Here is a 26459-nt window from a genome sequence, read left to right on the forward strand (position 1 = left end):
CCCTAAATATGACGTATTTGCCGCACACACTCCAAAATCCGGATGTATCTCTATTTTCGCCAAAATTCAGGATTAAAAAGAGCGATGAGGGCCAAAGTCTCCAAACGTCCCAGAACCATCGCCGCACATAAGATGTACTTGGCCCCATCCGTTAGGGCCGCCAAAGCAATTGGTTCCGACAAGGCCAATTCCGAAAGTGGCCCCGTGGTTGAAAGCGCTGCAACGGACAGCACCATGGAAATCTCAAACGGCAGCCCCGTGAGGGACAAAAGCGTCATGACCAATGCAAACGACAGCACAAACGTCATGAAGAAAATCCATGCGATAAACGCCCCTTCGCGGCGAATATGCCGCCCCATACCTCCTGCCCCGCCAACGGAACTTGGGTGAACCAAACGTCCCATTTCGCGCAGCCCGTGTTGATAAAGCGCATAAACACGCATCAGTTTTACACCGCCCGCAGTCGTTGCAACGCCGCCGCCCATCAACGCAAGCCCCAGCAAAATCATGCCCGGCGCGGTGAGGCCTGACCAGTTTTGCGCTGATGACCAATGGACGCTCTCATAGCCAGTCGTACTTAGGAACGACGCCACAGTGAAAACGGACCCCCAAATTGCATGAAGCGCCGCCAGCCAGTTTTCTTCGTCGTTTACTTCAAAGGCCCCAAACCAGTGACGCAAGAAAAGCAAGCTTGGCACAATGACGATGACCGAAAGGGCGATGCGCATTTCAGGGTCGCGCCGCAGCGTGCCCGCTTGTTGGGCGCTAAAGTCGTTTGAAAACGTGAGCCGTGTGAAAGCGAAAACCATAAATAGCAACAAAACGGCTTCTGCGATTATGCTGCCCGAACCGCCTGTTAACCCGCCGACGGCAGAAACCCCGCTGGTTGAAATAAGGCCCATGGCGTGGATCAGCGCGGTAAAGGCGTCCTCACCCGCGATTACTTGTAACAACCACATAAGCGCGGTCAGGCCCGTATAAATTGGGGTCAGATAAATTGAGTGACGCACAAGCCGTTTAGATGGCGCAGTTGTTTTACTAAACTGCGAATACGTAGCCGAGCGTTGGCCCGCACGCGGTGTAGATGACACCTCAAAGCCGCCCAGATTGAGCGGTTCCAGCAAAGCAACGGCCGTGATCCAAACGAACAAGCCGCCAGACCATGCAACCAACGCCCGCCACAGATGAAGCGGCACCGATAGACGTTCAGGCACATCAAAAACAGTCGCGCCAGTTGTTGTGAAATGCGACACCATTTCGAAATAGGCGTTGGTAAAGGTGGTCGTGCGCAAGGCTTCATAGAACGGAAATGCCAGCACTGCGGGTAGTATTGTGAACGCCGCCACAAGAGTTAAAAGCTGCGCACGGGCTGAAACGCCCCGCCCTTCACGGCGTGATGCAATTGCGATCATCGCAACGAAAAACATCTGAAGGATGCCCGTGTACAGAAACACCCGTGCTTCAAATAAATCGCGGCTAAGATAACCTGCCACGGCCGGAATGATCATCGCCATCCCACTGATCGCCAGCAAAACGACAAACAGCGGATATTGTTCTATCTGTGCGCGCATCAGAAAAAGTCGATGGAAACCTGCAAGAGCCGCTCCACCTCGGCCACATCAGCTGACATGGCAAACAGGGCAACTACATCGCCCTCATCGATACGGGTCGCACCTACTGGTTTGATCAGCTTTCCGCCTTTTAACAGCCCCGCAACCATCACACCTTCTGGCAGATCAATCTCGCTAATCTTGCGGCCAGCAAGTTGGCTGGTTGAAAGTACCTGCGCCTCGATCACTTCCGCCTCAGCATCACCAACCGAGTAAACGTGACGCACGCGACCTTGCCGCACGTGGCGCAAGATAGAACTGACTGTGGTGGCGCGCGGGTTGATATAGGCGTCAATCTTCAAAGGGGCCAAAAGCGGGACCAACGTGGGATCATTGATCAAACAAATCGCCATGGGACAGCCGTTATTTTTGGCGCGCACGGCTGCCAAAATGTTGGTCTTGTCATCGTCGGTCACGGCCAAAACCGCATCTGCGCTATCGATGTTAGCTTCACGCAGTAGATTGCGATCCAAACCATCACCGTGCAGCACAATGGTTTTTTCCAGCGCATCGGCCGCCCGTTCGGCACATGCACGGTTTTTCTCAATTACTTTTGCACGAACACGGTGGCGTTGCTCTTCAAGGGCTTTGGCAACCGCCAACCCAACATTACCACCACCAATCAGAACAACCCGCTCTTGTTTGCGGGCCTTTTTGCCAAAAATCTCAAGGGTCCGCGACACGTCCGCGACGTCCGCAAAAATATAGCACTCGTCACCTGGGAAAATCTGATCACCGGCCTCGGGTTTGAACAACACACCCTCGCGGCGAATGCCCACAACAAGGGCGCGGAGCGTTGAAAACAAGTCTGTCAACTGACGTAGCGGCGTATTGATAACAGGACAATCGTCACCAATGGTCAGTCCCAAAAGCTGTGCTTTGTTGTCGAGGAAAAACTCTGTGTCAAAAGCAGTTGGGCTTGAAAGGCGCAGCAGAGCGGCTTGGGCAACTTCGCGCTCAGGGCTGATTACCACGTCAATTGGCAGGTGATCACGGCGGTAGAGATCAGAGTAAATCGCATCAAGGTAAGACTGCGCCCGCAGGCGCGCGATTTTGCGTGGCACCTCAAACACTGAATGCGCTACCTGACAGGTCACCATGTTGACCTCATCCGAATGGGTCGCAGCAATCACCATATCAGCGTCGCGCGCACCCGCACGCTCAAGAACATCAGGATAGCTTGCAAAGCCAGCAACGCCTTGAACATCAAGAGTTTCTGTCGCGCGACGAACAAGTTCGGCATTGTTGTCTACAACTGTCACATCGTTGTTTTCAGATGCCAAATGGCGCGCAATCTGCCAGCCAACTTGTCCTGCGCCGCAAATAATGACCTTCATGGGGCTTCCCTAACACTCATCGTGGTTCTGTGTGGGTGACACGAGCCGCGCGTTACGTCAATTGTTCTGCGCGTCGGCAGTATCATCAAACACTTCGGCAACGCGCGCGCCCCCTTTCGAGCTTGTCACCACACCCAGCGTCTTCAGCTTGCGGTGCAAAGCGGACCTCTCCATGCCCACAAACGTAGCTGTACGGCTGATATTGCCCCCAAAACGGTTAATTTGCGCCAGCAAATACTCGCGCTCAAAGAGTTCACGCGCTTCGCGGAGCGGCAAAGCAGCCAACGCACTTAGCACAACAACCGCGTCATCACTCCCCGCGCCCGCATCATCGTTTGGTAAATCTGCCACATCGATGGGACCAGTGTCGTCGCCCAAAATCAAAACCCGCTCAATCACGTTCTTCAACTGACGGACATTGCCACGCCAATTCATGGTTTGAAGGCGCGTTTCTGCCTCTTGAGTTAATTCGCGCAGCGGCAACCCTTGGCTCTGATGCAGATGTTCGATGAAATGTGCCGCCAACACAGGGATGTCTTCACGGCGTTCATCAAGGCCAGGCACCGTTACGGGTACGACATTCAGACGGTGATATAATTCTTCGCGGAACGCACCATCGGCAATTGCTTTCTCCAAATCGCGGTTGGAACTGGAAATTACACGAAGATCGACTTTCACTTTCTCCGCACCGCCAACCCGAACGAATTGTTGATCAACCAAAACGCGCAAGATTTTGGATTGCGTGCCAAGAGGCATATCAACGACTTCGTCAAAATAAATGACGCCGCCACTTGCTTGCTCTAAAAGTCCGGGCTCGGGACCTTTGCTGGTCTCACGGCCGAACAAGATTTCTTCCATATGCTCGGGATCAACTCCCGCAGAATTAACTGTCACAAAAGGAGCATCTGACCGCGGCGACTGTGCATGAATATAGCGTGCCGCGACGTCTTTACCCGCGCCGGCAGGACCAGTCAGCATCACGCGCCCGTTAGAATTAGTCACTTTATCCAACTGACTTCTAAGGGTCTTGAACGCCGCAGAATGACCGATCATTGGCGCCGATTGACCACCCGTCCGTTTCAAAGCCACGTTCTCGCGACGAAGCCGCGACGTTTCCATGGCGCGCGTAATCACGACCATTAATTGATCAATATTAAACGGTTTTTCAATGAAATCATAAGCGCCTTGTTTAATGGCTGCGACTGCAATCTCAATGTTTCCATGTCCCGATATGATGACAACTGGTACTTCGGGGTGCTCTCGCTTGACAGTTTTCAGAATATCAATTCCGTCCATGTCACTGTCTTTAAGCCAAATATCAAGGATCATCAGTGCGGGCACTTCGTCTTTGATAGAGGCAATGCACTCGGTTGAGGTGCCTGCAAGCTTCACCTCAAATCCCTCGTCTTTCAGAATATCCCCCACCAATTCGCGGATATCTCGCTCGTCATCTGTGATCAAAATATGGCTCATGCCAACCTCGCTCCGTGCTGTCTTTTGTGCATCATTTTATCTGGTTTTTCATAGGTGAAATGGGCAGCGTCACAATCGCAGAGGCTCCGGTATGTGTATTGCCACCCATCGGCTCTGCGTCTTCCAATGACAGTGCGCCGCCATGTTCTTCGATGATCTTTTTAACGATAGGTAGCCCCAAACCAGTACCTTTGTCTCGGGTCGTCACATAGGGCTCAAACAGCTTGCTGCGATCAACTGGCAACCCAATACCATTATCCGAGATCATAATTTGTACCGCATGGTCAACGGTTGTTAGGCTGACCGATACTTCTGGGTTTCGAGGCCGCACACCATATCTTTCCTCATAACTTTCAATAGCCTCTGAGGCATTTTTAATTAAATTCGTAAGCGCCTGACCTACCATTGTCGCATCGATATCGGCCCAAATCGGAACTTGTGGGATATCCGCCGTGATCTTCAGGCCACTTGCAGATTGTAGCGTCACTGCATCGCGTAGAATCTGTGACAAATCCTCTTCGCGACGCTGCGGTTCGGGCATACGGGCAAATTTCGAGAACTCATCGACGATCCGCCTCAAGTCGCCTGTCTGCCTTACAATCACACCGGTCATTTGCTCCAACGCTTCCGCGTCTTCAACTTCGCGGCCAAACTTACGTTTAATCCGCTCGGCACTTAGCTGAATAGGGGTCAGCGGGTTCTTGATCTCGTGCGCAATCCTGCGTGCAACATCCCCCCAAGCAGCCATCCGTTGTGCGCTGACCAGATCGGTCACATCGTCGAATGAAATCACATATCCTTCGGTGCCATCGCTTCCGATACGGGGGGCAATTCGCACAAGAAGGTTTTCCATCACACCACTTCGTGTTACCTTAACTTCCGCCTGTACTAATTTGTTATTGTTTGATCTTACATCGTCGAAAAGCTGTTCAAACTCTGGCACAGCCTCTGAAATAACCCGTGCCTCCAGATCAGGATCAAGTCTAAGCAGTCGTTCTGCCGATTTATTTACAAATGATACATGACCACCAGCATCAAGCCCAACCACGCCAGAAGTAACAGACGATAGCACACTATCAAACAAACGACGGCGCCGCTCAATCTGGCGGGTACTGTCGAGGAGCGTGTCGCGTTGTTGCTTAAGCTGCCGCGTCATCTGGTTGAAATACCGGCTCAGCATAGAAATCTCATCATCGCCGCGCTCTTCGCGCACAACAACATCAAGGTCCCCCATGCCTACCCGACGCGCAGCACCAGCCAACCTACCAACGGGCCGTGCAAGACGCTCTGCAAACCAAAGACCCAACCAAATAGCGGCAAGGATCAAGATGACAGCAAACCCGAGATAAAGAAGACCAAATTCAAACAAAAGGCGCCCACGGTCCTGTTCTAATTGTCGGTACAATTTGGCACTTTGTTGGGTGTCATCAAGCAACTGCAAAATAGCGCCGTCAACTTCACGGCTAATATAAACAAACCGGTCCAGTGAATTTGCAAGAGGGACAAGCGCACGAAACTCGTCACGGCCCCAATCCTCGATCACTGCAACGCCGTTATCACGCGCTTCATCGAAATACCGTTCAGCAGGCTCTTCATAGTTGAACAAATAACTGCCCGCACCGCGCGCGCGGATTTCAGCGTTCCCATCGATAATAAACGCCTCGGCCAACGGATTTTGGATTGTCGGCTGCACTTGACCCAACACAAGGCGCAGCTCTGCATCACTCAACACCCCGTCCCGCTGCGACACATTCAAGAAGCGCGCGAGGATCTGCGCATCCCGAATTAGGTCTTCGCGCTGTTCGGTTTCATAGGCCTGCGCTGCCGTTAATGAGGCCCCAACTACACCGCGCACCCGATCAGAGAACCAGCCCTCAAGCCCCACGTTCACTGTCAGCCCCGCAAAAATCGCGACAAGAATAGTTGGAAGAAGCGCAACAAGGGCGAAAACACCCGTTAACCTTAAATGCAGCCGCGATCCCGCAGATTTCGCACGCCGTGCTGCAATCATTTGCGCGACACGACTGGCAACCATCGTCGCCACAACAAGCGCATAGACGAGGTCTGCCAACAGCACGAGCCGAAGACTGTTCCCAACTGCTTGATCTTGCAATGGGCCAAGAACAGTAAACGTTGCAATCGCGAGTATTGGACCGAGTGCTACGATAAAAACGGTAAACGCGCTGCGGGTACTACGGCGCCGGTAAAATCGGCTCAGCCGATCCCAAAACCTGCGGTCCGCACGTAGCCTCATCTCGCCTCACCCTAGCCTTACGCGCCTTTGGCAGACGCAATGCGGCCATTTGGCCACGCTTATGTGATGTATTTACATCAATTTGCGTCGGCGTGTCACCTCAATATCGAGGTCAGTGATCTTTTTTCGCAAGGTATTGCGGTTGATGCCAAGAAGATCGGCACATTTAGCTTGATTCCCGCCGGTCGCATCAAGCGCGATCTCGATCAGCGGCATCTCAATTTCGCGCAAAATTCGACCGTAAAGCCCATCGGGCGGCAGCTCTCCACCGTGCAGATCAAAGTATCGTCTTAGATGTTTAAAGACCGATGCTGACAGTTTTTCACCCTCACCTGCGCGCAGCGTTGTGCTAACGGCTGGTTGGTTGCGAAGCATGGTTTCGACTTGTGCTTCGGTAATTTGCTCTTCTGCGACAGTGACGACCAAGCGCTTGATCGCATGTTCGAATTGGCGCACGTTTCCGGGCCAGCTATAGTTGCGGAGCAGGTCCATCGCCTCGTCAGAGAAAAACTTTGCTGGCCCACCACTCCGGTCAGAACGGCTCAAAAAATGCGCCGCGAGAAGTTCAATATCTTCCACGCGTTCACGTAACGGCGGCACAGAAAGCGTCACGCCAGACAGCCGGTAGAATAGATCTTCGCGGAACAAACCCTGCTCTGTACGCTCTGCCAAACCTGACTGATTAGCGGCCATAACCCGCGGCGCAGGTTCCGGCATACTATCCAACATGCGCACCACCCGCGCTTGCGCCTCAAGGCTGAGATCAGCAATTTCGTCAAAGACAAGCGTACCACCGCGTACCCGCGACAACACATTCGCCGGACCGTCAACACCTTCTAAATCGCGCTCACCGACAACAACAAAAGGAAGGCTCCGGCGGTCAGAAAAATCATGGATTGCGCGTGCTACAAGCGATTTACCCGTCCCACTTTCACCCAAAATTAGCACCGACAGATCAGTGTTCATCACCCGCGCAATTAACCTATAAAGCGCCTGCATTGCGACAGTACGCCCCACCAAAGGCAATTCGTCCTCGTCCTTCACGGGCGGCTGCGAAATTGCAGGGCTTTTCCGCTTCGCCTCAAGCGCCTTCGCACAGCGCTTCATCAGATCGGGCAAGTCAAATGGCTTGGGGAGATAGTCGTAGGCGTCTTTCTCAGTGGCCTGAATTGCGGTCATGATTGTGTTTTGCGCCGAGATGATGATCACCGGCAAATTGGGCCGCGCTTTGGTGATATGGGGTAGCGCATCAAGGCCGTTGCCGTCGGGCATAACCACGTCCGAAACGACCAAATCGCCTTTCCCTTCTTCGACCCACCGAAGCAACGTCACCATGCTGGCGGTCGCATGCACTTTACATCCTGCGCGGGTCAGTGCCTGGGTTAAAACAGTTCGAATTGTGCGATCATCATCAGCAACAAGAACAGTGCCATCCATATTAATAAGTCCTCAAAACAATAAGTTGGCTGTCAGTCATTCAGTATGGTCTTTCATATGTTTGGGCGCACGCGGAAGGCTAATCCGGAACATCGTTTTGCCGGGTTCACTCTCAACCCGCAGCCAGCCATGGTGATCAGCCACGATCTTCGCAACCAACGCCAGCCCAAGTCCCGTCCCGTTTTCTTTACCCGATACAAAGGGTTCAAAAATGTCATTTTCCAACTCGGGCGGAAGGCCAGGCCCGTCATCAATAATCTCAATTTGAAGCGGCAGCGGGGCATGTTCACCGTCGGCGCGCCGCACTCTCAAGGAGTGCTCGTAATAAGTTCGAATATCGATATGCCCCCCACGGCGGTCCGCCGCCTCCGAGGCATTTTTGAGCAAGTTCTGAATGACCTGCAGCAATTGATCCGCGTCACCAAGGGTCGATGGCAGCGATGGGTCATAGTGCTCAGCGATTGTCATATGCGCGCCAAATCCGACCAGCGCCGACCGCCGAGCACGGTTCAGAACGTCGTGTATATTAACCACTTTCTGTTCAGGCGGTTGAAGGTTCCCGAACATCTCAACTTGATCAAGCAACTTCACAATCCGGCGGGTTTCCTCAACAATGAGGTCCGTCATTTCCCTGTCCCCGTTTGACAGGTTCATGGACAAAAGTTGCGCCGCACCAGTTATGCCAGCGAGGGGGTTCTTAATCTCATGGGCGAGCATTTCGGACATGCCAATCGCAGACCGCGCTGCAGAATGGGATGTCCGCGATGTATCGATGCGCGTGGTTAATTCACGCGGCGACATCAGCATAATCATGCCGCCCTCCGTTCCTTGGAGTGGCGCCACCTGAATATTATACGCCATACCGCCTTTTCCCGCGTCCCCCACAATGACGTCGTTGATATAAAGAGTTGAATGGCTGCTACGCGCCTTTTGCATCGCGCCTTCCATCGGTGCCGCGCGTAGAACCGTATCCCAGAGCGACTTCCCGATCAGCGACTTGCACGATACATTCAGAAAACTTTCGCCCGCCGGGTTCATATCGATCACACAATCATCAGCCCCGATCAGAACGACAGGCGACGGAAGTGATATCCAAAGTGCGCGGTCCATTGTTACGCGGCCTCCTGATGCTGTTGCAGGGCGAGCGGCAGAAGGCTCAATACGACACTTGGATCTGCGGTCAGAACTTCTCGGCGAAGTGCTGCTGGCGTTTGCGCAAAATCCATGTACCAGCCTAAATGTTTACGTGCCACGCGCCCCCCAAGAGGGCATCCGTAGAACGCCAGCATGTCTTCAAAATGGCCTGAGACCAGATCACACAGATCAGCACCACTTGGAACATCCGGCGCACCAATGGCAGATTGATCGCCGTAAATCCCATGAGCAACTTCAGCCAAAACCCACGGACGGCCCTGCGCACCGCGGCCGATCATGACCCCGTCGGCCCCTGATTGGTCAAGCGCATTGCGCGCTGTTTGTGCATCCGTAATATCGCCGTTCGCGATGACGGGAATGTTCACCGCATTCTTAACCCGGCCGATCGCCGACCAATCCGCGGCACCTTTGTAAAACTGGCAACGGGTGCGACCGTGAATAACGATCTGTTGCACGCCCGCTTGTTCAGCGCGCACCGCCAGTTCGGGCGCGTTAAGCAGATTTTCATCCCAACCAAGGCGCGTTTTTAGCGTCACCGGCAAATTCACGGCCTCAACCACTGCATCAATTAATTTAAGCGCATGGTCCAAATCGCGCATCAAGGCACTGCCTGAATACCCGCTGGTGACCTTTTTTGCGGGGCACCCCATGTTGATGTCGATAATTTTTGCGCCCATGTCGGCAACCTGACGCGCAGCCTCAGCCATCCATTCAGGATCACGGCCCGCAAGCTGAACTGCTGTATTTTCAACCTCGGCACCAAGCTCTGCTTTTTCGCGCGTGCCAGGGCGACTGCTCAGCAGCTCTTGTGACGCAACCATTTCGCTGACAACGCGACCGGCCCCAAATTTGCTTACCAGCTTTCGGAACGGCAAATCTGTAATGCCTGCGAGCGGGGCAAGCATAACCGGCGGGTTTGGAAGATTGAGTGGTGTTGATCGGTTCGCAGAGGTGTTCATTCATCTATGCCTAGCGATCCCCAGAGCGCTTACAATGCTAAACTGCACATAAATTAGACAAAAAATATCCACTGCCTATATTTTAATCACTTATGCAATTCCAATGCACGCCATTTCAGTTGTATCACCCGTAAAGATTGATACATCCTGTTCCCATGACATCTGCCCACGACACCAAACCAAAGACCGCTGCGATCATTGTCGCAGCTGGCCGTGGAACCCGTGCCGGTGGTGATATTCCGAAGCAATGGCAGTATGTTGCAGGTCGTCCGATTGCAGCATGGACACTTGACCGCTTTCGCGCCTGCGGACACGTGTCCACTATCATTCTGGTGCTTCATCAAGATGATATTATGCGTGACATCGAGGGTATCTCATTTGATGGGATCACTCGTATTCTTGGCGGTGAAACCCGAAATGCATCTGTTCTATGCGGACTAAAAGAAGCACAAAAACAAGGCGTTGATCAGGTTCTAATCCACGATGTGGCGCGCCCGTGTGTCTCAGATACTGTGATTGATGGGGTAATTACGGCCCTTAATGACGCCAAAGGTGCTGCACCGGGCCTTCAGGTCACCGACGCACTTTGGACACATGACCGCGGCCAGTTGTCCGGCACACAAGATCGCAGCAAATTAATGCGCGCGCAAACACCTCAAGGGTTTCACCTTGCCCCCCTCTTAGAGGCCCATCTTGCCCATAAAGGTGATGCGGCTGACGATGTGGAAATTGCCCGCGCGGCAAATATACCGGTTCAGATTGTTCCCGGTTCAGAAGACAATATCAAAGTGACGACGCCCGAAGATTTTGCCCGCGCCGCACGTATTTTGAAAGGACATGCTGCCATGGATATTCGCGTTGGCAATGGCTATGACGTACACCGTTTTGGTGACGGTAATCATGTAATACTATGCGGCGTGAAAGTGCCTTTTGATCGCGCCCTGCAAGGTCATTCTGATGCGGACGTCGGCATGCATGCCGTGACGGATGCTATTTACGGCGCCCTTGCGGACGGGGATATCGGACAGCATTTCCCGCCAAGTGAGGCGCAATGGAAAGGTGCCGCCTCAGACATCTTTTTGCGTCACGCCGCTAGTCGCGCGACGGAGCGCGGGTATACCATCTCAAACGTTGACTGCACGTTGGTCTGTGAATTTCCAAAGATCGGGCCAGTTGCGATGCAAATGCGTGAGAAAATGGCCGAGATCATGGGGCTCGACATTACGCGGGTCAGCGTAAAGGCGACCACGTCCGAAAAACTCGGATTTACAGGGCGTGGTGAAGGCATCGCCGCGCTGGCAACTGCCACTTTGATCAAACCATGAAACAGCTCGCTCATTTGATTGGTACCGTGGGCTATGTCGGCCACATGCGCCCTGCCCCAGGCACATGGGGATCGCTTGCCGCCCTTCCGCTTGGGTGGGCGCTCGCCACGCTTGGTGGACCAGTTCTTTTTGGTATCGCTTTGGTTGTAGGTTTTGCGAAAGGCGTTTGGGCCACGAAAATCATGACTGCAGGAAGTGAAGATCACGACCCGTCTATTATTGTGATCGACGAGGTCATTGGCCAATGGATAGCACTTTTGCCCGTTATAATCGGCGCACAGGCTGCCGGCGCTGATCTGCTGGCACTTTGGCCCGGATGGATCGCTGCTTTTACGCTCTTTCGCCTTTTTGACATTTGGAAACCTTGGTTGGTCGGCATGGCAGACCGCCGACATGACCACTGGGGCGTGATGCTTGATGATGTTATCGCCGGTATTTTTGCAGCGATTGGGGTAATTGTTTTGGCGGGGCTCGCCCATGCACTCTGAATTGGCCAACAAAACCCTTGAGGCGGCAAGGCGCGTCAACCGTACGATCGCAACCGCCGAAAGCTGCACCGGTGGCATGGTAAGTGCAGCGCTTACGGAAATTGCTGGCAGCTCGGATGTGGTCGTTTGCGGGTTCACAACTTACGCCAACAGCGCAAAAGAAATGATGCTTGGCGTCGCCTCGGAGACACTCGCCCAGCACGGTGCCGTCAGCACGGAAGTAGCCGAGCAAATGGCGCGGGGTGCAGTGGCGCGATCTGATGCGCGGACAAGTGTCTCAATCACTGGGATTGCGGGGCCAGGTGGCTCTGACTTCAAACCCGAGGGGCGCGTTTGCTTTGCCCTTTTTGACGAACCGACGGACACGTGTCTCACAGAAACGATTGAGTTTGGCGCATTGGGGCGGACACATGTCCGGTGCGCTGCACGGGACCATGCTCTTGGGATGTTGATACGGTTTTTTGAAAGCCAGTAGTTTTGCGTTTCGCCCATTAATTAAGCAAACAGGCTGCGTTACCGCACAGTAATCACGCACACTCAGCCTGCTGATAATTTAAGCACAGCAATACACACACTGCCTCTTTATCGGGCGCAACCCCCATGCTTACTGCACCTCAGCATCACCTTAGGAGGGCATCATGGTAGGGGCAGATACAGCTTGGATCATCGTCGCGACGGCGCTGGTTCTGTTTATGACATTGCCAGGTTTGGCACTATTTTACGGCGGCCTGGTCCGTTCTCGCAACGTTTTGAGCGTGTTTATGCACTGCTACGCAATCGCATGTTTAATGAGTATATTGTGGCTAGCCTTCGGATATTCCATCGCTTTTGGCAGCGGCACGAGCGGCTATTGGGGTGGTTTGGACAAGATGTTCCTTGCCGGCATCGACGCAGACACGTTGGCCGGCACAATCCCCGAGGTTCTGTTCTTTGCCTTCCAAATGACCTTTGCAGTTATCACCCCAGCGTTGATTGTCGGCGCATATGTTGAGCGTGTCGGCTTTGGCTTTGTTCTGCTCTTCTCTGGCCTGTGGATGCTACTTTGTTACGCACCTGTGGTTCACTGGATTTGGGGTGGCGGCATGTTGGCGGACGACGGCATCTTCGGTGAGACAGGTGCCCGCGACTTCGCTGGTGGCATCGTGGTCCATGAGACAGCTGGCCTCGCGGCGCTTATCATTGCGGTGATGCTTGGCGCGCGCAAAGAGCAAAGCAAGCCTCCGCACAACCCGGGCTACGTCATGATCGGCGCAGCAATGCTTTGGGTTGGCTGGTTCGGCTTCAACGGTGGATCTCAGCTAGCCGCAGATGGTGGCGCCGCGATGGCCCTGACCGTCACGCATATATCAGCGGCAGCCGCCTCATTGTCATGGGCGCTGTGGGAAAAGATCAAGTTCGGCAAGGCCTCTCTCGTCGGAATCGTGACTGGGACAATCGCCGGGCTGGCTTCGATCACGCCCGCCTCTGGCTTTGTTGATCCGGTGACAGCACTGTGCATCGGCGGCGTTGCTGGCATCTTGTGCCAAGAGGCCGTTGTTTTGGTCCGCAACACGCTCAAGATTGACGACACGCTCGATGTGTTCGCGGTACACGGTGTGGGCGGCATTTTCGGCACAATCGTAATTGCGTTGGTTGGTCAGGGCACGTGGGTTGCACAACTTGGATCACTGGCAATCGTGGGCGTTTTCACAACCGTCGTCACAATCGCTTTGGTCTACATCGTGAAGGCAATCACCCCACTGCGTGTCGATGAAGAAACAGAGCAAACCGGCCTTGATTTAGCAGTACACGGTGAGCGCGCCTACGATACAACGTCGTAACTTAGGGTCTATCTTACTAGACAGAACAGCGGCCATCTTTCGGGGTGGCCGTTTGCGTTCTAGCCGCCGTAAAGTGCATCAGCGCGGCGCTCGAACGCGCGCACGATCCGCTGCATCGCCTCGTTAAACACAACGCCAATAATACCTTGAAGGATGGCGTTCTTAAATTCAAAATCCACAAAGAAGGTTACTTCAACACCACCTTCTACGTCTTTGAAACTCCACGTTGATTCCATATACTTAAATGGGCCATCAATGTACGTCGTTTCAATTTTCTGATCGTCCGGATACAGAACCACTTTGCTGCCAAAACGTTCTCGGAACACTTTGAAACTGATGACCAGATCCGCAAGCATGACTTCAGATACCCCTTGGTCCGTCCTACTTCTGATGCGCGCGGCAGCACACCACGGCAAAAACTGAGGATAGGACGCCACGTCCGCGACCAGATCGTACATTTGCTGCGCAGTGTATGGCAGTGTTTTTGTGTCGGTATGTGTCGGCATGATTCAATTTCGTTGATGACAGTCCTGCCAGATGTCGTATGCTCGCGCGCGAAAATCAAGGGGATTACCCAATATGTCGCGTCCGTATGTCATAGATCCAATGATCACCGCCAAGGCAATTGCTGCCCGCATTGAGGAACTTGCCCGTGAGATTGAGGCAGAATTCGCTGCTGCTGATAAGCTAGTGGTTGTCGGGCTGTTGCGCGGCAGTTTTGTGTTCATTGCTGATCTTGTGCGTGAACTGAACCTTGATGTAGAAGTCGATTTCTTAGAGGCAAGTAGCTACGGCGACGGTATGGAGAGCAGCCGCGAGGTACGTATTCTCAAAGACTTACGCGGCGCAATTGAAGCGCGTCATGTGCTGGTCGTCGAAGATTTGATTGACACGGGCTACACGATGAAGCACGTCATTGGCCTACTGCAGGCGCGCAAGCCAGCGAAGATGAAATGCATCGTTCTGTTGGACAAAGAAAGCCGCCGCGAGGTTGATATTTCAGCGGACTGGGTTGGTTTTGCCATCCCAGACGAGTTTGTTGTTGGGTACGGCATTGATTACGCACAGCGCAATCGCAACCTTAACCATATTGGTAAAGTACGATTTACTGATTGATAGACAATGGCCGGATCAGGCTCCGGCCAAACGCTTGTCACGTGCTGCTTTCAGACGCGCGAAATCGTCACCCGCATGATAGCTTGATCGTGTCAGCGGCGTTGATGAAACCATCAAAAAGCCCTTGTTATACGCAGCTTTTTCATACGATGCGAATTCATCCGGTGTGACGAAACGATCAACAGCGTGGTGTTTCGGTGTTGGCTGGAGGTACTGACCGATCGTCAAGAAATCGATGTCAGCGGCGCGCATATCTTCCATCACTTGGACTACCGCTTGCTTGTCTTCACCCAAACCAACCATGATGCCCGACTTGGTAAAGATCGTAGGATCAAGCTCTTTTACACGCTGCAAAAGGCGCAGGGAATGGAAATAGCGCGCACCAGGGCGAACCTCGGGATAAAGCCCGGGAACAGTCTCTAGGTTATGATTAAACACGTCAGGTTTTGCGTTAACAACAACTTCTAAAGCACTGTCATCACAGCGAATAAAATCTGGCGTTAGGATTTCGATCGTCGTTTTGGGTGATTGACGCCGGATCGCACGGATTGTCTGTGCAAAGTGTTCTGCCCCGCCATCTTCGATATCATCACGGTCAACGGAGGTGATGACGACGTGGTTTAGGCCAAGCTTTTTCACCGCATCCGCAACACGGCCCGGTTCAAACACATCAAGCGCTTCTGGCGGCTTACCCGTTGCGATGTTGCAGAACGTACAAGCGCGCGTACATACCTGCCCCATGATCATCATCGTGGCGTGACCTTGGTTCCAGCATTCACCGGCGTTAGGACAACCAGCTTCTTCACAAACGGTTACCAGCTTGTGCTCACGCATAATTTCATGGGTTTTCTTGTAGCCCTCACCGACAGGCGCCTTAACCCGAATCCAATCTGGTTTTTTCGGCTGCGGAGCGTCTGCACGGCGCTGCTTTTCAGGGTGGCGCTGTGCAGGAATTTTCAGATCGCGGGGCGTGGCCATGAAGCTACCTCAATTATCAAGATATTTGAGATATAGCCCTTCAATTTGCCGATGCCTAGGGGGGTGTGCGGTGTTGTCTGCTATGTGTTTACCGAATGGCAGCCTAGCCCACAAAACGCCCGTGTGCGCCGTAAACATCTGCATAATGGCGCTTGAGCCGCTCTAAGGCGATGCGCAGCACCACTTTGCCAGAACGCGCGGCCCATCCCATGCGACGCTCGGCCGCTTCTAGGCCCTCAAGGTAGCAACAGGTGCGCAGCACAACATCCTCAAGACCGGGCCCAAGATCATGGAGTGCGGCGAACACACGCTTCTGGGCATCACTTGTGGCCGTAGGTTCTTCTGGTGCCTTTAATGCTGCTTGCCAGTCAAAATTTGCGCCCACATCGATCTGTGCCAGCTCAAAATCTTCACGCAAACGCTCGCCTGCGGACACATGTTCATCAGATAAAAACGCCTCACCGTCTTTGCTTTTGCGCCGCGACAAAACCACAAGCGGGCTTTCGCGAAGAGAATAGCGCACCGCACGAGGGTCAGTTGTCTCAGACGTATGAACCTGCGTTACGGTCCGCGCACTTAGCTTTGCATCATCACCGACCTCAATCAGCGTCTTCAACGCCGCACGGCCTGCACACGTAATGGAGTAACGCGAAATACGTGAAGGTGTGATGCACGAAATCCAGTCTTTCAGCGCCATTGCATTTGCAACAGGCCGATCCACAGTCGCCGTTCTGGTGGTTTGCCCGTCCGCTCCAGTGCGCACCACAACGGCTTTTTCCATGTCACGAGCCACAGCCAAAACGGCACCGGCCTCAACCAAACGACGCAAAATACGGCGCGCCTCGCGGTTCACTGTCGCTTCGTCGGTACAGATGTCAGCCTCCGCAACGCGCACTGCAATGCCGGCAGATTTGTTGCCCGAAGGCCCCATTGGCGCCACGCCCTGCCCCGTTGCTCCCAATGTCCGCAGCGCCTCGTCCACCAAGATGTCTTCGCGGCGGCGCTCAAGCCGCTTGACCTGACGGCTTACAGTAGACGCGTGGCAGCCCAAATCACGGGCAAGTTCTCTGATCGAACACCCTTTTTCCGTGTGTAGAATGTAGTTGCGGGCAGATTGCGGCACCCAATCGGGCAGCGACTGCAACAACGCGCCTGAAACCTTGGAAACGGTAACACTAGACATTTGGTTTCCCCTTATACAAAAACTATCCACTGATTTACCCACAGGGCAATGCAACTTAAACGTGCAAACATTACCGAGGCGTTAACAAAATCGCCACAATTCGATTATTGTTTCCAAATTGATAACAATTGGTAAGAGGTCCGCGCGCTCATAAATTCTCCACGCAACACCCGCATAGGTTGTGTGATGATAGTTTCGTAAATTGAATGACTGTTACGATTATGGAGACCATTATGACCCAAGCCCTACGTACACTCAGCCGCATCAAACGTCCCAAATTGCTTTTGGCAGCAGCAAGAAACGCCAAAAACCTTTGTAATCGTGAAAAACTACTCTCTGAGCTTTTGAAAAACGAGCCTGCTGTGACTGGCGAAAAAGCATTGGCCCGCCTCATGGCAGCAGAAGAACAACTCAACGAACAGCGCAAAGCGCACAACGCAAATTACCAACCATCGCGCCATGTCATGATAATGGCCGCGCTCTTGATTGAGGCGGCCATTGTTCAAAATAAAGAAACAGCCTGCGAAGACCGCCTCAAAGTGGTTAACACAAAAGCCTACATAAACGCATCAGGCATGGATGCCTTTTTCTCGGCCACATAGGCCTCCAAGGCAGTCTTGATTTCGGGGTTGATCTGCGGCTGTTGGTAGTCACTCAACATCTTGGTAACCCGCTGCGATGCAAGATATTGGGTGTCTTTTGCGCCGTCCTCATCCCATGTTTCGAACGGACGATAGTCAAACACATCAGACTTCCAGAACGCCGATTTGAAATTCTCTTGCGTGTGGTCGCACCCAAGATAGTGACCGCCAGGGCCTACTTCACGGATCGCACCCATTGCTTGGGCGTTTTCATCATGGGCCACACCTGCGGCCATTTTGTGCAACGTCCCGAGCTGATCTGCATCCATCACGAATTTCTCGAATGACGCAACAAGGCCACCTTCGAGCCAACCGCATGAGTGGAGCATAAAGTTAACACCGCCCATCAGCGCTGCGTTCAGCGTGTTTGCTGTCTCATAAGCCGCCTGCGCATCGGGAAGTTTTGATGCACAAAGCCCACCACCTGACCGGAATGGCAGCCCCATGCGGCGGGCAAGTTGGCCTGCGCCGTACAAAATCTGGCTCGCTTCAGGGGTGCCAAATGTCGGCGCACCCGAGTTCATGTCGATCGATGTCACAAATGTGCCGAAAATAACTGGCGCACCTGGGCGGATGATCTGGCTGTAGGCAATACCGGCCATCACTTCGGCCAAAACCTGCGTCAATGTGCCCATGACAGACACTGGTGCCATCGCGCCGCCCACGATGAACGGTGAAATGATGCAGGCTTGGTTATTCTTGGCGTAGACCTCAAGCGCCCCCATCATGATCGGATCGAATGTCATGGGGCTGTTAATGTTGATGAGCGACGTCATCACTGTGTTCTCTTGGACAAACTCTTTGCCAAACAGAATTTCACACATCTCAACACTGTCTTGTGCACGGCTTGGTTCGGTCACGGAGCCCATGAACGGCTTATCCGAATACAGCATATGCGTAAGCAGCATATCGAGGTGGCGCTTGTTCACAGGCACGTCCGTTGGCTCACAAACCGTACCGCCAGAGTGATGAAGCCATTTCGACATATAGCCAAGTTTCACGAATTTAACGAAGTCATCCATCGTTGCGTAGCGGCGGCCGCCATCTTTGTCGCGTACGAACGGAGGACCATAGACAGGTGCTGTCACTAAGGTATTGCCGCCAATCTCAACGTTACGCTCGGGGTTGCGGGCGTGTTGGGTGAACTTCGAGGGCGCAGTGCTGCACAGCTTACGGGCCAATCCACGCGGTATCCGCACGCGCTCGCCGTCAACAGATGCACCAGCGGCCTTCCAACGCTCAAGGCTTTCGGGAGAATCAACAAAAGCCACCCCTACTTCTTCAAGCAAGGTTTCCGCGTTTTCTTCGATGATGCTAAGCGCTTCGTCACTCAAAAGTTCAAAATTGGGGATGTTGCGCTCAATATACTTGGCCGTATCAAATGAGACAGCCGTCCGCGCCGCACGTCGCGCAGCGCCTCCGCCACCACGTGCACGGCGTGTAGTTGTTGCTGTATCAGACATTCTGAGCCCCTTTTGTGTTCGTTTGAGCGGTAACCTAGTGCGCGGACAGATGTTCGCCGCCACCATATCCGCCCCTTCTGGCGTAAAAACGACATGTTCTCTTGCCACAGACACAACTCGCGCATAATCAACGTCCATGACACAGAACACGCCCCACGAACGCCTTCTCATCATTGACTTTGGCAGCCAAGTAACACAACTGATCGCCCGCCGCCTGCGCGAGCTCAGTGTGTATTGCGAAATTCACCCCTATCAGAACGTGACCGATAGTTTTTTGGCGGATTTCGCGCCTAAAGCGGTCATTTTGTCAGGGGGACCAGACAGTGTGACCCGCGAAGGCTCGCCGCGCCCGCCGGCGTCTGTGTTTAACATGGGCGTGCCGATCCTTGGCATTTGCTACGGTCAACAAGTCATGATGCACATGTTGGGCGGCAGAGTGGACACAGGTCACGGAACTGCCGAGTTTGGCCGCGCATTTGTGACCCCCGCGGACACCCGTCTCAAGTTGCTTGAGGGCTGGTTTGCCGAGGGCAAAGAACAAGTCTGGATGAGCCACGGGGATCACGTGTCCGCCATTGCCCCGGGCTTTGATGTTTATGGCACGTCTCCCAATGCGCCTTTTGCAATTACGGCAGATTTGTCGCGTCATTTCTATGCGGTTCAATTTCACCCCGAGGTTCACCACACCCCCAACGGAGCGGCTCTCTACAAAAACTTCGTTGAGATGGCGGGCTTCACCGGCGACTGGACAATGGGCGCGTACCGCGAACAAGCCATTGCGGCGATCCGCGAACAAGTTGGCGATAGAAACGTGATTTGCGGTTTGTCCGGCGGTGTGGACAGCTCAGTCGCCGCCGTTTTGCTGCATGAGGCTATCGGGGATCAGCTGACATGTGTCTTCGTTGATCACGGGCTCTTGCGCAAAGGTGAGGCCGAAGAAGTCGTGACCATGTTCCGCGACAACTACAACATGAAGCTCATCCACGCCGATGAGCAGGAGCTGTTTTTAGGTGAACTTGACGGTGTAAGTGACCCTGAAACAAAAAGAAAAATTATTGGAAAGCTGTTCATCGATGTGTTTCAGAAACACGCAGACAGCATTGAGGGCGCAGAATTTCTGGCCCAAGGAACGCTCTATCCGGATGTGATTGAAAGCGTGTCATTTAGTGGCGGCCCAAGTGTGACGATCAAATCGCACCACAATGTTGGCGGCCTGCCCGAAAAGATGGGCCTCAAGCTGGTCGAACCACTTCGCGAGTTGTTCAAAGACGAAGTCCGCGCACTTGGCGCCGAACTTGGTTTGCCCAAAAGCTTTATCGGCCGCCACCCCTTCCCGGGGCCAGGCCTTGCCATCCGTTGTCCCGGCGAAATCACCCGCGAAAAGCTTAAAATCTTGCGTGAAGCCGATGCGGTCTACATCGACCAGATCCGCAAGCACGGCCTTTATGATGAGATATGGCAAGCGTTTGTCGCGATCCTGCCCGTTCGAACCGTGGGCGTCATGGGCGACGGGCGGACATATGACTTCGCGTGCGCCTTGCGGGCAGTCACGTCCGTCGACGGCATGACCGCCGATTACTACCCGTTTAGCCATGAATTTCTTGGTGAAACAGCCACGCGCATTATCAACGAAATCAAAGGCATCAACCGTGTGACCTACGATATTACATCCAAGCCTCCGGGGACAATTGAGTGGGAATGACCCCAGACGCGCCGTCAGTTAAGCCGCTGATCGAACTGCCACCTGCGGAGAAAACCCAAGGCCGCTACGTGGACACGGTCAAGTGGATTGCAACCATCATCCAGTTGATCGGCTACGGCTTAACGGGCCTCAATATGGTGCCTTATAACATCTTCTTTTTCTTCGCCGGCATTTTCTTGTGGTTCGCAGTCGGAGTGATGTGGAAAGACCGCGCCATAATGGTTGTTCATGTCGGCGCATTCATTTCGCTCGCCGCAGGGTATTTGAACGCTTAACTTTGAGCTCTGTGAACAAAGCTACCTTTTGCAGGGCGTCGGCGTTATGCATGTTTAAGACTTTCATAGGACAACCAAATGACAAAAGAAAAAGCACTCGAATGGTTTGGTGTAGGAACTGCCATTGCATACTCATTATTGGTGGCTTCAAATTCTGGCTATGAATTTTGGGGCTTTTGTTTGCTGCTCATCTCGTCATTCTCGATAGGCTTGTGGGCCTTTTTGTGTAATCACAGAGCCATGTTGCTACTGCAATTTTTCTACGCGAGCGCTGGTATAATTGGGATGTTCCGGTGGGCATGATGTCTGATCGGCAGTGGTTCAGATGACATCGCAACTGAAAGCCTGCGTTTGGATGCTTGGCGCCGTCGTCAGCTTTTCGGCCATGGCTTTGGCTGGCCGGGTTGTCTCTGTGGATTTGGATACGTTTGAGATCATGACGTATCGCAGCCTCGTCGGCGTTGTTGTCATGGCGACGATCATTTTTGCGTCTGGCGGGGTGCGTCGCATTCAAACAGATCGGTTCAGCCTCCATCTTATCCGCAACATTTGTCATTTTACAGGACAGAACCTTTGGTTTTATGCCCTAACGCTGATCCCCCTCGCCCAGCTTTTTGCGCTAGAATTCACGACGCCGCTGTGGGTGCTCATCCTGTCGCCTCTACTTTTAAGTGAACGTCTGACGCGGGTACGCATCCTCGTCGCGCTCATTGGTTTTTCTGGTGTTCTGATCGTCACTCGGCCCACGATGGGCAGCATCTCGGTTGGCACTTTGACTGCGGCGAGTTCGGCGATTTTCTTCGCAGGCTCTATACTATTCACGCGAAAACTGACGGCAGATCAGTCGACGCTGACAATCCTGACGTGGTTGGTCGGCCTACAAGCAGTGTTCGGCATAATCTGCGCAGGGATCGACGGTGATATCGCAGCCCCTTCCCTTGCCATGACACCGTTCATAATCATCATCGGTTTCGCAGGGTTGCTGGCGCATGCATGTTTGGTTCAGGCGCTGTCACTAGCACCTGCAATGCTGGTGGTGCCGATTGATTTCCTGCGCCTGCCTCTTATCGCAGTCTTGGCGATGATCTTATTCGGCGAGCATTTGGACCTTTGGGTGTTTGTTGGCGCTGCGATCATCTTTGGGGCGAATTACACAAATATTTGGGCTGAGACGCGGAATTCACGCACTTAGAAAAATATTCACGCAACCCGCGTCAATATACTGGACCCCCTGATTAACGCCGCGTAACAATTGCGCGGAAAACCGCTTGCCTGCTAACAACAGCAGGCGCAGTACTTCTCGCCACGACCTCACTTGCAGCTGCGGGTGGATTGGATCGTTCCGGACAGAGCATCAACGCGTTGTTTGAAGCGGGTAACCACGTTGAACTCAGCTTTGGCTCTGTCAGCCCATCGGTCTCAGGAACGGGGCCTGGTTCTGCCGGTGCATCTACGCCGACTGGTAATGTAGCACAATCATACACCCAAGTAGGCGCTGCATACAAAAGACAACTGAAAGAGAGTACTTCTATAGCGATCATTTTTGATCAGCCTTTCGGCGCAGATGTGAATTATGCGGATGCCGGCTATGCTTTGAGCGGGTCTGCAGCAAGCGTTACCAGTACAGGCCTTACACTCCTTGGACGACAAATATTGGATGAACACTTTAGTGTTCATGGTGGCCTGCGTTATGTAAGCGTTAAGGGGAAATATAATCGGCCTCAGACGTCTCTACCTGCTTATTCATCAACCTATTCCTCAGGTAGTGGTACAGGGTTTGTTGTTGGGGGCGCCTATGAGCGCAAGGATATTGCCCTGCGGCTAGCAGTAACTTACTCAGGCGAAATTGATCTTGCTTTGCCAGGCAGCGCAGGTAGCCTCACGACTACGTTTCCGGAATCTTTCAACGTTGATTTCCAGACAGGCATTGCGGCGGACACGCTTCTTTTAGCATCTGTTCGGCACGTAAATTGGAATGGCTTTTCGTTAAATGATGACGATCCAAATGCGGGTACACTTGTAAAATATGATAGTGATGTCAGCACATACAGTATCGGGATAGGACGCCGCTTCAGTGATCAATTATCTGGATCGTTAACAATTGGCTACGAGGCAGCTAAGGACGAAAAAGTTAGTGATCTTGGGCCAACGGATGGTAACGTTAGTTATGCTATTGGAGACGCTTACACGCTTGAGAATGGCGTGAAGATTTCTGGAGGTATTCGCTACGTTGACTTCGGTGACGCGGTTACCAAACTCGTTAATGCCACCTTCGCCGATAACTCAGCTGTTGGGCTTGGTCTTAAGATCGGCTATACTTTCTGAACGCAGCTAACTCACACTCCACATGCCCCGCCCTTCATCCGAAGTGGCGGGGTTTTCTTTATCTACCTCCCAACGCGCTGCCTTGCACCGGTGCCTTTGTAGGGCTATCTCAAGTCTCCAAGCAGATTTTTCGAAGGGGCGCAGCCCATGCTCTATAATTCAGCACAAGAATGGCGCGATGCTCCGCACAAGCGGATCGTTTTGTTTGCGATGTCTGGCTTGGGCAAAACCTATGTCTCCGAGATGCTTCAGCAGACCGGCACATGGTTTCACTACTCTATCGATTACCGGATCGGCACCCGTTACATGGCCGAACCGATTGCCGACAATTGTAAGCGCGAAGCGATGAAAGTCCCGTTCTTGCGGGAAATGCTTCTGGCTGATGCCATCCATATTGCGCCAAATATTCACGATCACGACCTGACTGCCGTTGCGGCATATACCGGAAAACCCGGAAATGAGGCGCAGGGTGGCCTAAGCTTTGACGCCTACATGAAGCGTCAAAAACAGTTCCAGGCCGCCGAAACCCAAGCCCTGCTCGACACGAGTGAATTTATGGAGCGGGCCGAGGATATCTACGGCTACGATAATTTCGTCTGCGACACTGGCGGCTCTATTTGTGAGTGGGTCGATGCGGAAAATCCTAACGATCTGATCTTGAACGCTTTGGCCAAAAACGCACTTCTCGTCTGGATCAAAGGCAGCGATGCCCATAGCCAATCATTGGTAGAACGCTTTGACAGGTCACCCAAGCCAATGTGCTATGACACAGAATTTACCATTGACTGTTGGGAAGTTTATTTAATTGAAAACAATATAGTAGAGAGTGAAGTTAATCCAGATGACTTTATCCGCTGGATGTATGCGCGCGCGATGAAACACCGGCAACCCCGTTATGAAGCAATGGCGAAATGGGGCGTTACGCTTGATGCAAATGACGTCATGAAAGTCCGTTCTGCGGACGAGTTCTGCGAGCTGATCGCCGCTGCGCTGCCTTAGGTAAGGACACCCGAAAATGCCTATAAAACTGCCTGCGGATCTTCCCGCCTACGATATTTTGACCCACGAGGGCGTGAGCGTTCTGGACGAGACCGTCGCCGCGCGCCAAGATATCCGCCCGCTGAAAATTGCTTTGCTCAACCTAATGCCCAAGAAAATTCAGACCGAGACACAATTCGCGCGGTTGATTGGTGCAACACCACTACAGATTGAGCTGACACTTGTTCGCATGTCCGAGCACCAGACCAAAAACACCGCCGCCGAGCATATGGAGACGTTTTATCGTCCCTTCCAAGACATCAAAGGCGAGAAGTTTGATGGCCTCATCATTACTGGTGCGCCAATTGAGCACCTGCAATTTGATCAGGTGACTTACTGGGATGAGTTGCGCGAGGTTTTTGAGTGGACCCAGACCAACGTGCATTCCACATTTGGTGTATGCTGGGGCGGAATGGCGATGATTAACTATTTCCATGGCGTCACGAAGCACCTTCTTGATGCCAAGGCATTTGGGTGTTTCCGTCACAAAAACCTTGATGCGGCATCACCATATTTGCGTGGATTTTCAGACGATTGCGTGATCCCCGTGAGCCGCTGGACCGAAATGGACGCAGGCGAAATTAATCAAGCGGGCCTCAAAACGCTGTTGGGCAGTGATGCGGTAGGACCGTGCCTTGTTGAGGATAATGCACGCCGCGCGCTCTATATTTTTAACCATTTTGAATATGATACCAGCACCCTGAAACAAGAATATGATCGCGATGTTTCTGAGGGAACCGCGATCAATGTACCCGTTAACTATTATCCCGAAGATGATCCTGCTGCGGCACCGCAAAACCGCTGGCGCAGTCATGCACATCTTCTCTATGGGAACTGGATAAATGAAATCTACCAAACGACGCCCTACGAGATTGAAAACATTGGGACTTAGCCTGCTTGCCATTGGGATTTGCGTCGTTCTGACCTCTGCCTTTGTGGGGATCATGGCGCGCAAAAACGAACGGGCAGCTGAGGCTAATTTTCCACCCATTGGCCAATTCGTTAACGTGGATGGCCGCCAAGTCCATGCGCTGGTTACGGGAACGGGGCCTGATTTGATCCTGATCCATGGGGCATCTGGCAACATTCGAGATTGGACGTTCGATTTCGTTGACCAACTCAAGGATCGCTACCGCGTTATCGTGATGGATCGCCCGGGCTTGGGCTACACAGATCGGGCGGACCCTACCCTTTCCGGCGCGCGGAGCACGGACGCGGAGACGCCTCAACAGCAAGCACGAATGCTGAAAGCCGCAGCGGTTCAACTGGGTGTAAAAAATCCAATTGTCCTTGGCTACAGTTTTGGTGGTGCCGTGGCGATGGCTTGGGCGTTGGAGTTTCCGGATCATCCAAGCGGCATGGTTATTCTCAGCGGCGCGACTGAACCGTGGCCCGGACCGCTTGATCTATTATACCGCGTAAATGGCAGCCTTATCGGGGGCTTGATCACAACGCCTTTGATTGCAGCTTTTGCAAGTGAGCCGCGGATCAATGCCTCAATCAATTCGATATTTGAGCCGGCCGAGCCGCCTGAGGGGTACAACGATTATATTGGAGGTGCTCTGGTTACGCGGCGTGCTTCTATGCGCGCAAACGCACGGCAAGTCCTTGGGCTACGCCCGCATTTGGTGGAAATGTCCAAGCAGTATCCTGGCATCACACTGCCAACTGAAATCTTGCATGGCGATGCGGATACAATCGTACCGGCCAGTATTCATGCGCGTGTGCTTGATACTCAATTACCGAATAGCCGTCTCACAATCCTGAATGCCGTCGGACACATGCCTCATCACACCAATCCGGCAGATGTAATTTCTGCAATTGATCGCCTGCGACAGACCCCCTAGCGCGATAAGCTTTGCTTTGTCATAGTGTGGATC

The 26459-nt window shown here is 53.1% G+C and carries 24 protein-coding genes; 13 read left to right on the forward strand and 11 right to left on the reverse strand.

Annotated features, from left to right (window positions below; translation table 11 throughout):
• Nucleotides 1-50: 50 nt before the first annotated feature.
• From NIG5292_RS01380 to dusB, 7 genes are all read right to left on the reverse strand, one after another.
• Entirely contained in the window at nt 51-1571 is a 1521-nt protein-coding gene (locus NIG5292_RS01380; RefSeq protein ID WP_048597555.1) for a TrkH family potassium uptake protein, read from the reverse strand.
• On the reverse strand, nt 1571-2947 hold the full coding sequence (gene trkA, locus NIG5292_RS01385; RefSeq protein ID WP_048597556.1) for a Trk system potassium transporter TrkA: 1377 nt from the start codon (nt 2945-2947) through the stop codon (nt 1571-1573). Before trkA ends, NIG5292_RS01380 begins: the two co-directional genes overlap by 1 nt.
• 57 nt (nt 2948-3004) lie before the next feature.
• Entirely contained in the window at nt 3005-4420 is a 1416-nt protein-coding gene (gene ntrX, locus NIG5292_RS01390) for a nitrogen assimilation response regulator NtrX (RefSeq protein ID WP_048597557.1), read from the reverse strand.
• A 31-nt stretch (nt 4421-4451) separates the two neighbouring features.
• Nucleotides 4452-6674, reverse strand: coding sequence for a sensor histidine kinase NtrY-like (locus tag NIG5292_RS01395; RefSeq protein WP_048597558.1), 2223 nt, complete (start codon nt 6672-6674; stop codon nt 4452-4454).
• Between the two features lie 72 nt (nt 6675-6746).
• Nucleotides 6747-8111 (reverse strand): sigma-54-dependent Fis family transcriptional regulator, encoded by a 1365-nt coding sequence (locus NIG5292_RS01400; RefSeq protein ID WP_048597559.1) that lies wholly within the window; start codon nt 8109-8111, stop codon nt 6747-6749.
• A gap of 36 nt (nt 8112-8147) precedes the next feature.
• Nucleotides 8148-9221, reverse strand: a complete 1074-nt coding sequence (locus NIG5292_RS01405; protein ID WP_048597560.1) for a two-component system sensor histidine kinase NtrB — start codon at nt 9219-9221, stop codon at nt 8148-8150.
• 2 nt (nt 9222-9223) lie between these two features.
• Entirely contained in the window at nt 9224-10225 is a 1002-nt protein-coding gene (gene dusB / locus NIG5292_RS01410) for a tRNA dihydrouridine synthase DusB (RefSeq protein WP_048597561.1), read from the reverse strand.
• Nucleotides 10226-10380: 155 nt separating this feature from the next.
• On the opposite strand from dusB, the gene NIG5292_RS01415 reads away from it, so the two are divergent.
• The 4 genes from NIG5292_RS01415 (at nt 10381) to NIG5292_RS01430 (ending at nt 13858) form a co-directional block, all read left to right on the forward strand.
• Nucleotides 10381-11550 carry a bifunctional 2-C-methyl-D-erythritol 4-phosphate cytidylyltransferase/2-C-methyl-D-erythritol 2,4-cyclodiphosphate synthase gene (locus tag NIG5292_RS01415; protein ID WP_048597562.1) on the forward strand — a complete coding sequence of 390 codons (1170 nt, stop codon included), beginning with the start codon at nt 10381-10383 and terminating at the stop codon, nt 11548-11550.
• A complete protein-coding gene (locus NIG5292_RS01420; RefSeq protein ID WP_048597563.1) occupies nt 11547-12038 on the forward strand; it encodes a phosphatidylglycerophosphatase A family protein in 492 nt (163 codons plus the stop codon). The genes NIG5292_RS01415 and NIG5292_RS01420 overlap by 4 nt, the downstream gene beginning before the upstream one ends.
• Entirely contained in the window at nt 12028-12513 is a 486-nt protein-coding gene (locus tag NIG5292_RS01425) for a CinA family protein (protein ID WP_048597564.1), read from the forward strand. Before NIG5292_RS01420 ends, NIG5292_RS01425 begins: the two co-directional genes overlap by 11 nt.
• A 163-nt stretch (nt 12514-12676) precedes the next feature.
• Nucleotides 12677-13858, forward strand: a complete 1182-nt coding sequence (locus tag NIG5292_RS01430; RefSeq protein ID WP_048597565.1) for an ammonium transporter — start codon at nt 12677-12679, stop codon at nt 13856-13858.
• Between the two features lie 59 nt (nt 13859-13917).
• Here the strand turns inward: NIG5292_RS01430 and NIG5292_RS01435 are convergent, their stop codons facing one another.
• Nucleotides 13918-14364 carry a type II toxin-antitoxin system RatA family toxin gene (locus NIG5292_RS01435; protein WP_048597566.1) on the reverse strand — a complete coding sequence of 149 codons (447 nt, stop codon included), beginning with the start codon at nt 14362-14364 and terminating at the stop codon, nt 13918-13920.
• Between the two features lie 73 nt (nt 14365-14437).
• On the opposite strand from NIG5292_RS01435, the gene hpt reads away from it, so the two are divergent.
• Complete coding sequence (gene hpt / locus NIG5292_RS01440; RefSeq protein WP_048597567.1) at nt 14438-14974, forward strand: hypoxanthine phosphoribosyltransferase; 537 nt, start codon at nt 14438-14440, stop codon at nt 14972-14974.
• Nucleotides 14975-14989: 15 nt separating this feature from the next.
• Here hpt and lipA read toward each other — a convergent pair whose 3' ends face one another.
• Nucleotides 14990-15952 carry a lipoyl synthase gene (lipA, locus tag NIG5292_RS01445; RefSeq protein WP_048597568.1) on the reverse strand — a complete coding sequence of 321 codons (963 nt, stop codon included), beginning with the start codon at nt 15950-15952 and terminating at the stop codon, nt 14990-14992.
• Nucleotides 15953-16055: 103 nt separating this feature from the next.
• Nucleotides 16056-17135: a DUF6456 domain-containing protein gene (locus NIG5292_RS01450; RefSeq protein WP_048597569.1), complete on the reverse strand. Its 1080-nt coding sequence runs from the start codon at nt 17133-17135 to the stop codon at nt 16056-16058.
• Nucleotides 17136-17368: 233 nt separating this feature from the next.
• Between NIG5292_RS01450 and NIG5292_RS01455 the strand changes: the two genes are divergently transcribed.
• On the forward strand, nt 17369-17737 hold the full coding sequence (locus tag NIG5292_RS01455; protein WP_048597570.1) for a DUF6477 family protein: 369 nt from the start codon (nt 17369-17371) through the stop codon (nt 17735-17737).
• On the opposite strand, the gene NIG5292_RS01460 is transcribed toward NIG5292_RS01455, so the two are convergent.
• Complete coding sequence (locus tag NIG5292_RS01460; RefSeq protein ID WP_048597571.1) at nt 17692-19239, reverse strand: trimethylamine methyltransferase family protein; 1548 nt, start codon at nt 19237-19239, stop codon at nt 17692-17694. The two genes, NIG5292_RS01455 and NIG5292_RS01460, sit on opposite strands and share 46 nt — an antisense overlap.
• Before the next feature lie 136 nt (nt 19240-19375).
• On the opposite strand from NIG5292_RS01460, the gene guaA reads away from it, so the two are divergent.
• The 7 genes from guaA to NIG5292_RS01500 all read left to right on the forward strand — a co-directional run bounded on the left by guaA (nt 19376) and on the right by NIG5292_RS01500 (nt 26426).
• Entirely contained in the window at nt 19376-20941 is a 1566-nt protein-coding gene (gene guaA / locus NIG5292_RS01465) for a glutamine-hydrolyzing GMP synthase (RefSeq protein ID WP_048597572.1), read from the forward strand.
• Complete coding sequence (locus NIG5292_RS01470; protein ID WP_233488136.1) at nt 20938-21216, forward strand: DUF6552 family protein; 279 nt, start codon at nt 20938-20940, stop codon at nt 21214-21216. Before guaA ends, NIG5292_RS01470 begins: the two co-directional genes overlap by 4 nt.
• Nucleotides 21217-21541: 325 nt before the next feature.
• Complete coding sequence (locus NIG5292_RS01480; RefSeq protein ID WP_048597574.1) at nt 21542-22408, forward strand: DMT family transporter; 867 nt, start codon at nt 21542-21544, stop codon at nt 22406-22408.
• A 140-nt stretch (nt 22409-22548) separates the two neighbouring features.
• The gene (locus NIG5292_RS01485) at nt 22549-23541 is read left to right on the forward strand and encodes a transporter (RefSeq protein ID WP_233488138.1); all 993 of its coding nucleotides are present in this window, start codon (nt 22549-22551) and stop codon (nt 23539-23541) included.
• Between the two features lie 147 nt (nt 23542-23688).
• A complete protein-coding gene (locus NIG5292_RS01490) occupies nt 23689-24540 on the forward strand; it encodes a hypothetical protein (RefSeq protein WP_048597576.1) in 852 nt (283 codons plus the stop codon).
• Nucleotides 24541-24556: 16 nt separating this feature from the next.
• The gene (gene metA, locus NIG5292_RS01495; RefSeq protein WP_048597577.1) at nt 24557-25471 is read left to right on the forward strand and encodes a homoserine O-acetyltransferase MetA; all 915 of its coding nucleotides are present in this window, start codon (nt 24557-24559) and stop codon (nt 25469-25471) included.
• Nucleotides 25422-26426 carry an alpha/beta fold hydrolase gene (locus NIG5292_RS01500; protein WP_048597578.1) on the forward strand — a complete coding sequence of 335 codons (1005 nt, stop codon included), beginning with the start codon at nt 25422-25424 and terminating at the stop codon, nt 26424-26426. Before metA ends, NIG5292_RS01500 begins: the two co-directional genes overlap by 50 nt.
• Nucleotides 26427-26459: the final 33 nt, after the last annotated feature.

The organism is Nereida ignava, from assembly GCF_001049735.1.
Lineage (GTDB): Bacteria > Pseudomonadota > Alphaproteobacteria > Rhodobacterales > Rhodobacteraceae > Nereida > Nereida ignava.

Excerpts from the sequence above, each read along its gene's own strand:
- NIG5292_RS01490 (WP_048597576.1), top strand. The coding sequence starts at position 23,689 with ATGCTCTATAATTCAGCACAAGAATGGCGCGATGCTCCGCACAAGCGG.
- NIG5292_RS01415 (WP_048597562.1), top strand. The coding sequence starts at position 10,381 with ATGACATCTGCCCACGACACCAAACCAAAGACCGCTGCGATCATTGTC.
- dusB (WP_048597561.1), bottom strand. The coding sequence starts at position 10,225 with ATGAACACCTCTGCGAACCGATCAACACCACTCAATCTTCCAAACCCG.
- NIG5292_RS01480 (WP_048597574.1), top strand. The coding sequence starts at position 21,542 with ATGACATCGCAACTGAAAGCCTGCGTTTGGATGCTTGGCGCCGTCGTC.
- metA (WP_048597577.1), top strand. The coding sequence starts at position 24,557 with ATGCCTATAAAACTGCCTGCGGATCTTCCCGCCTACGATATTTTGACC.
- NIG5292_RS01380 (WP_048597555.1), bottom strand. The coding sequence starts at position 1,571 with ATGCGCGCACAGATAGAACAATATCCGCTGTTTGTCGTTTTGCTGGCG.
- guaA (WP_048597572.1), top strand. The coding sequence starts at position 19,376 with ATGACACAGAACACGCCCCACGAACGCCTTCTCATCATTGACTTTGGC.
- NIG5292_RS01405 (WP_048597560.1), bottom strand. The coding sequence starts at position 9,221 with ATGGACCGCGCACTTTGGATATCACTTCCGTCGCCTGTCGTTCTGATC.
- NIG5292_RS01455 (WP_048597570.1), top strand. The coding sequence starts at position 17,369 with ATGACCCAAGCCCTACGTACACTCAGCCGCATCAAACGTCCCAAATTG.
- NIG5292_RS01420 (WP_048597563.1), top strand. The coding sequence starts at position 11,547 with ATGAAACAGCTCGCTCATTTGATTGGTACCGTGGGCTATGTCGGCCAC.
- NIG5292_RS01395 (WP_048597558.1), bottom strand. The coding sequence starts at position 6,674 with ATGAGGCTACGTGCGGACCGCAGGTTTTGGGATCGGCTGAGCCGATTT.
- NIG5292_RS01450 (WP_048597569.1), bottom strand. The coding sequence starts at position 17,135 with ATGTCTAGTGTTACCGTTTCCAAGGTTTCAGGCGCGTTGTTGCAGTCG.
- NIG5292_RS01430 (WP_048597565.1), top strand. The coding sequence starts at position 12,677 with ATGGTAGGGGCAGATACAGCTTGGATCATCGTCGCGACGGCGCTGGTT.
- NIG5292_RS01500 (WP_048597578.1), top strand. The coding sequence starts at position 25,422 with ATGAAATCTACCAAACGACGCCCTACGAGATTGAAAACATTGGGACTT.
- trkA (WP_048597556.1), bottom strand. The coding sequence starts at position 2,947 with ATGAAGGTCATTATTTGCGGCGCAGGACAAGTTGGCTGGCAGATTGCG.
- lipA (WP_048597568.1), bottom strand. The coding sequence starts at position 15,952 with ATGGCCACGCCCCGCGATCTGAAAATTCCTGCACAGCGCCACCCTGAA.
- NIG5292_RS01470 (WP_233488136.1), top strand. The coding sequence starts at position 20,938 with ATGACCCCAGACGCGCCGTCAGTTAAGCCGCTGATCGAACTGCCACCT.
- NIG5292_RS01435 (WP_048597566.1), bottom strand. The coding sequence starts at position 14,364 with ATGCCGACACATACCGACACAAAAACACTGCCATACACTGCGCAGCAA.
- NIG5292_RS01425 (WP_048597564.1), top strand. The coding sequence starts at position 12,028 with ATGCACTCTGAATTGGCCAACAAAACCCTTGAGGCGGCAAGGCGCGTC.
- ntrX (WP_048597557.1), bottom strand. The coding sequence starts at position 4,420 with ATGAGCCATATTTTGATCACAGATGACGAGCGAGATATCCGCGAATTG.
- NIG5292_RS01400 (WP_048597559.1), bottom strand. The coding sequence starts at position 8,111 with ATGGATGGCACTGTTCTTGTTGCTGATGATGATCGCACAATTCGAACT.
- NIG5292_RS01460 (WP_048597571.1), bottom strand. The coding sequence starts at position 19,239 with ATGTCTGATACAGCAACAACTACACGCCGTGCACGTGGTGGCGGAGGC.
- hpt (WP_048597567.1), top strand. The coding sequence starts at position 14,438 with ATGTCGCGTCCGTATGTCATAGATCCAATGATCACCGCCAAGGCAATT.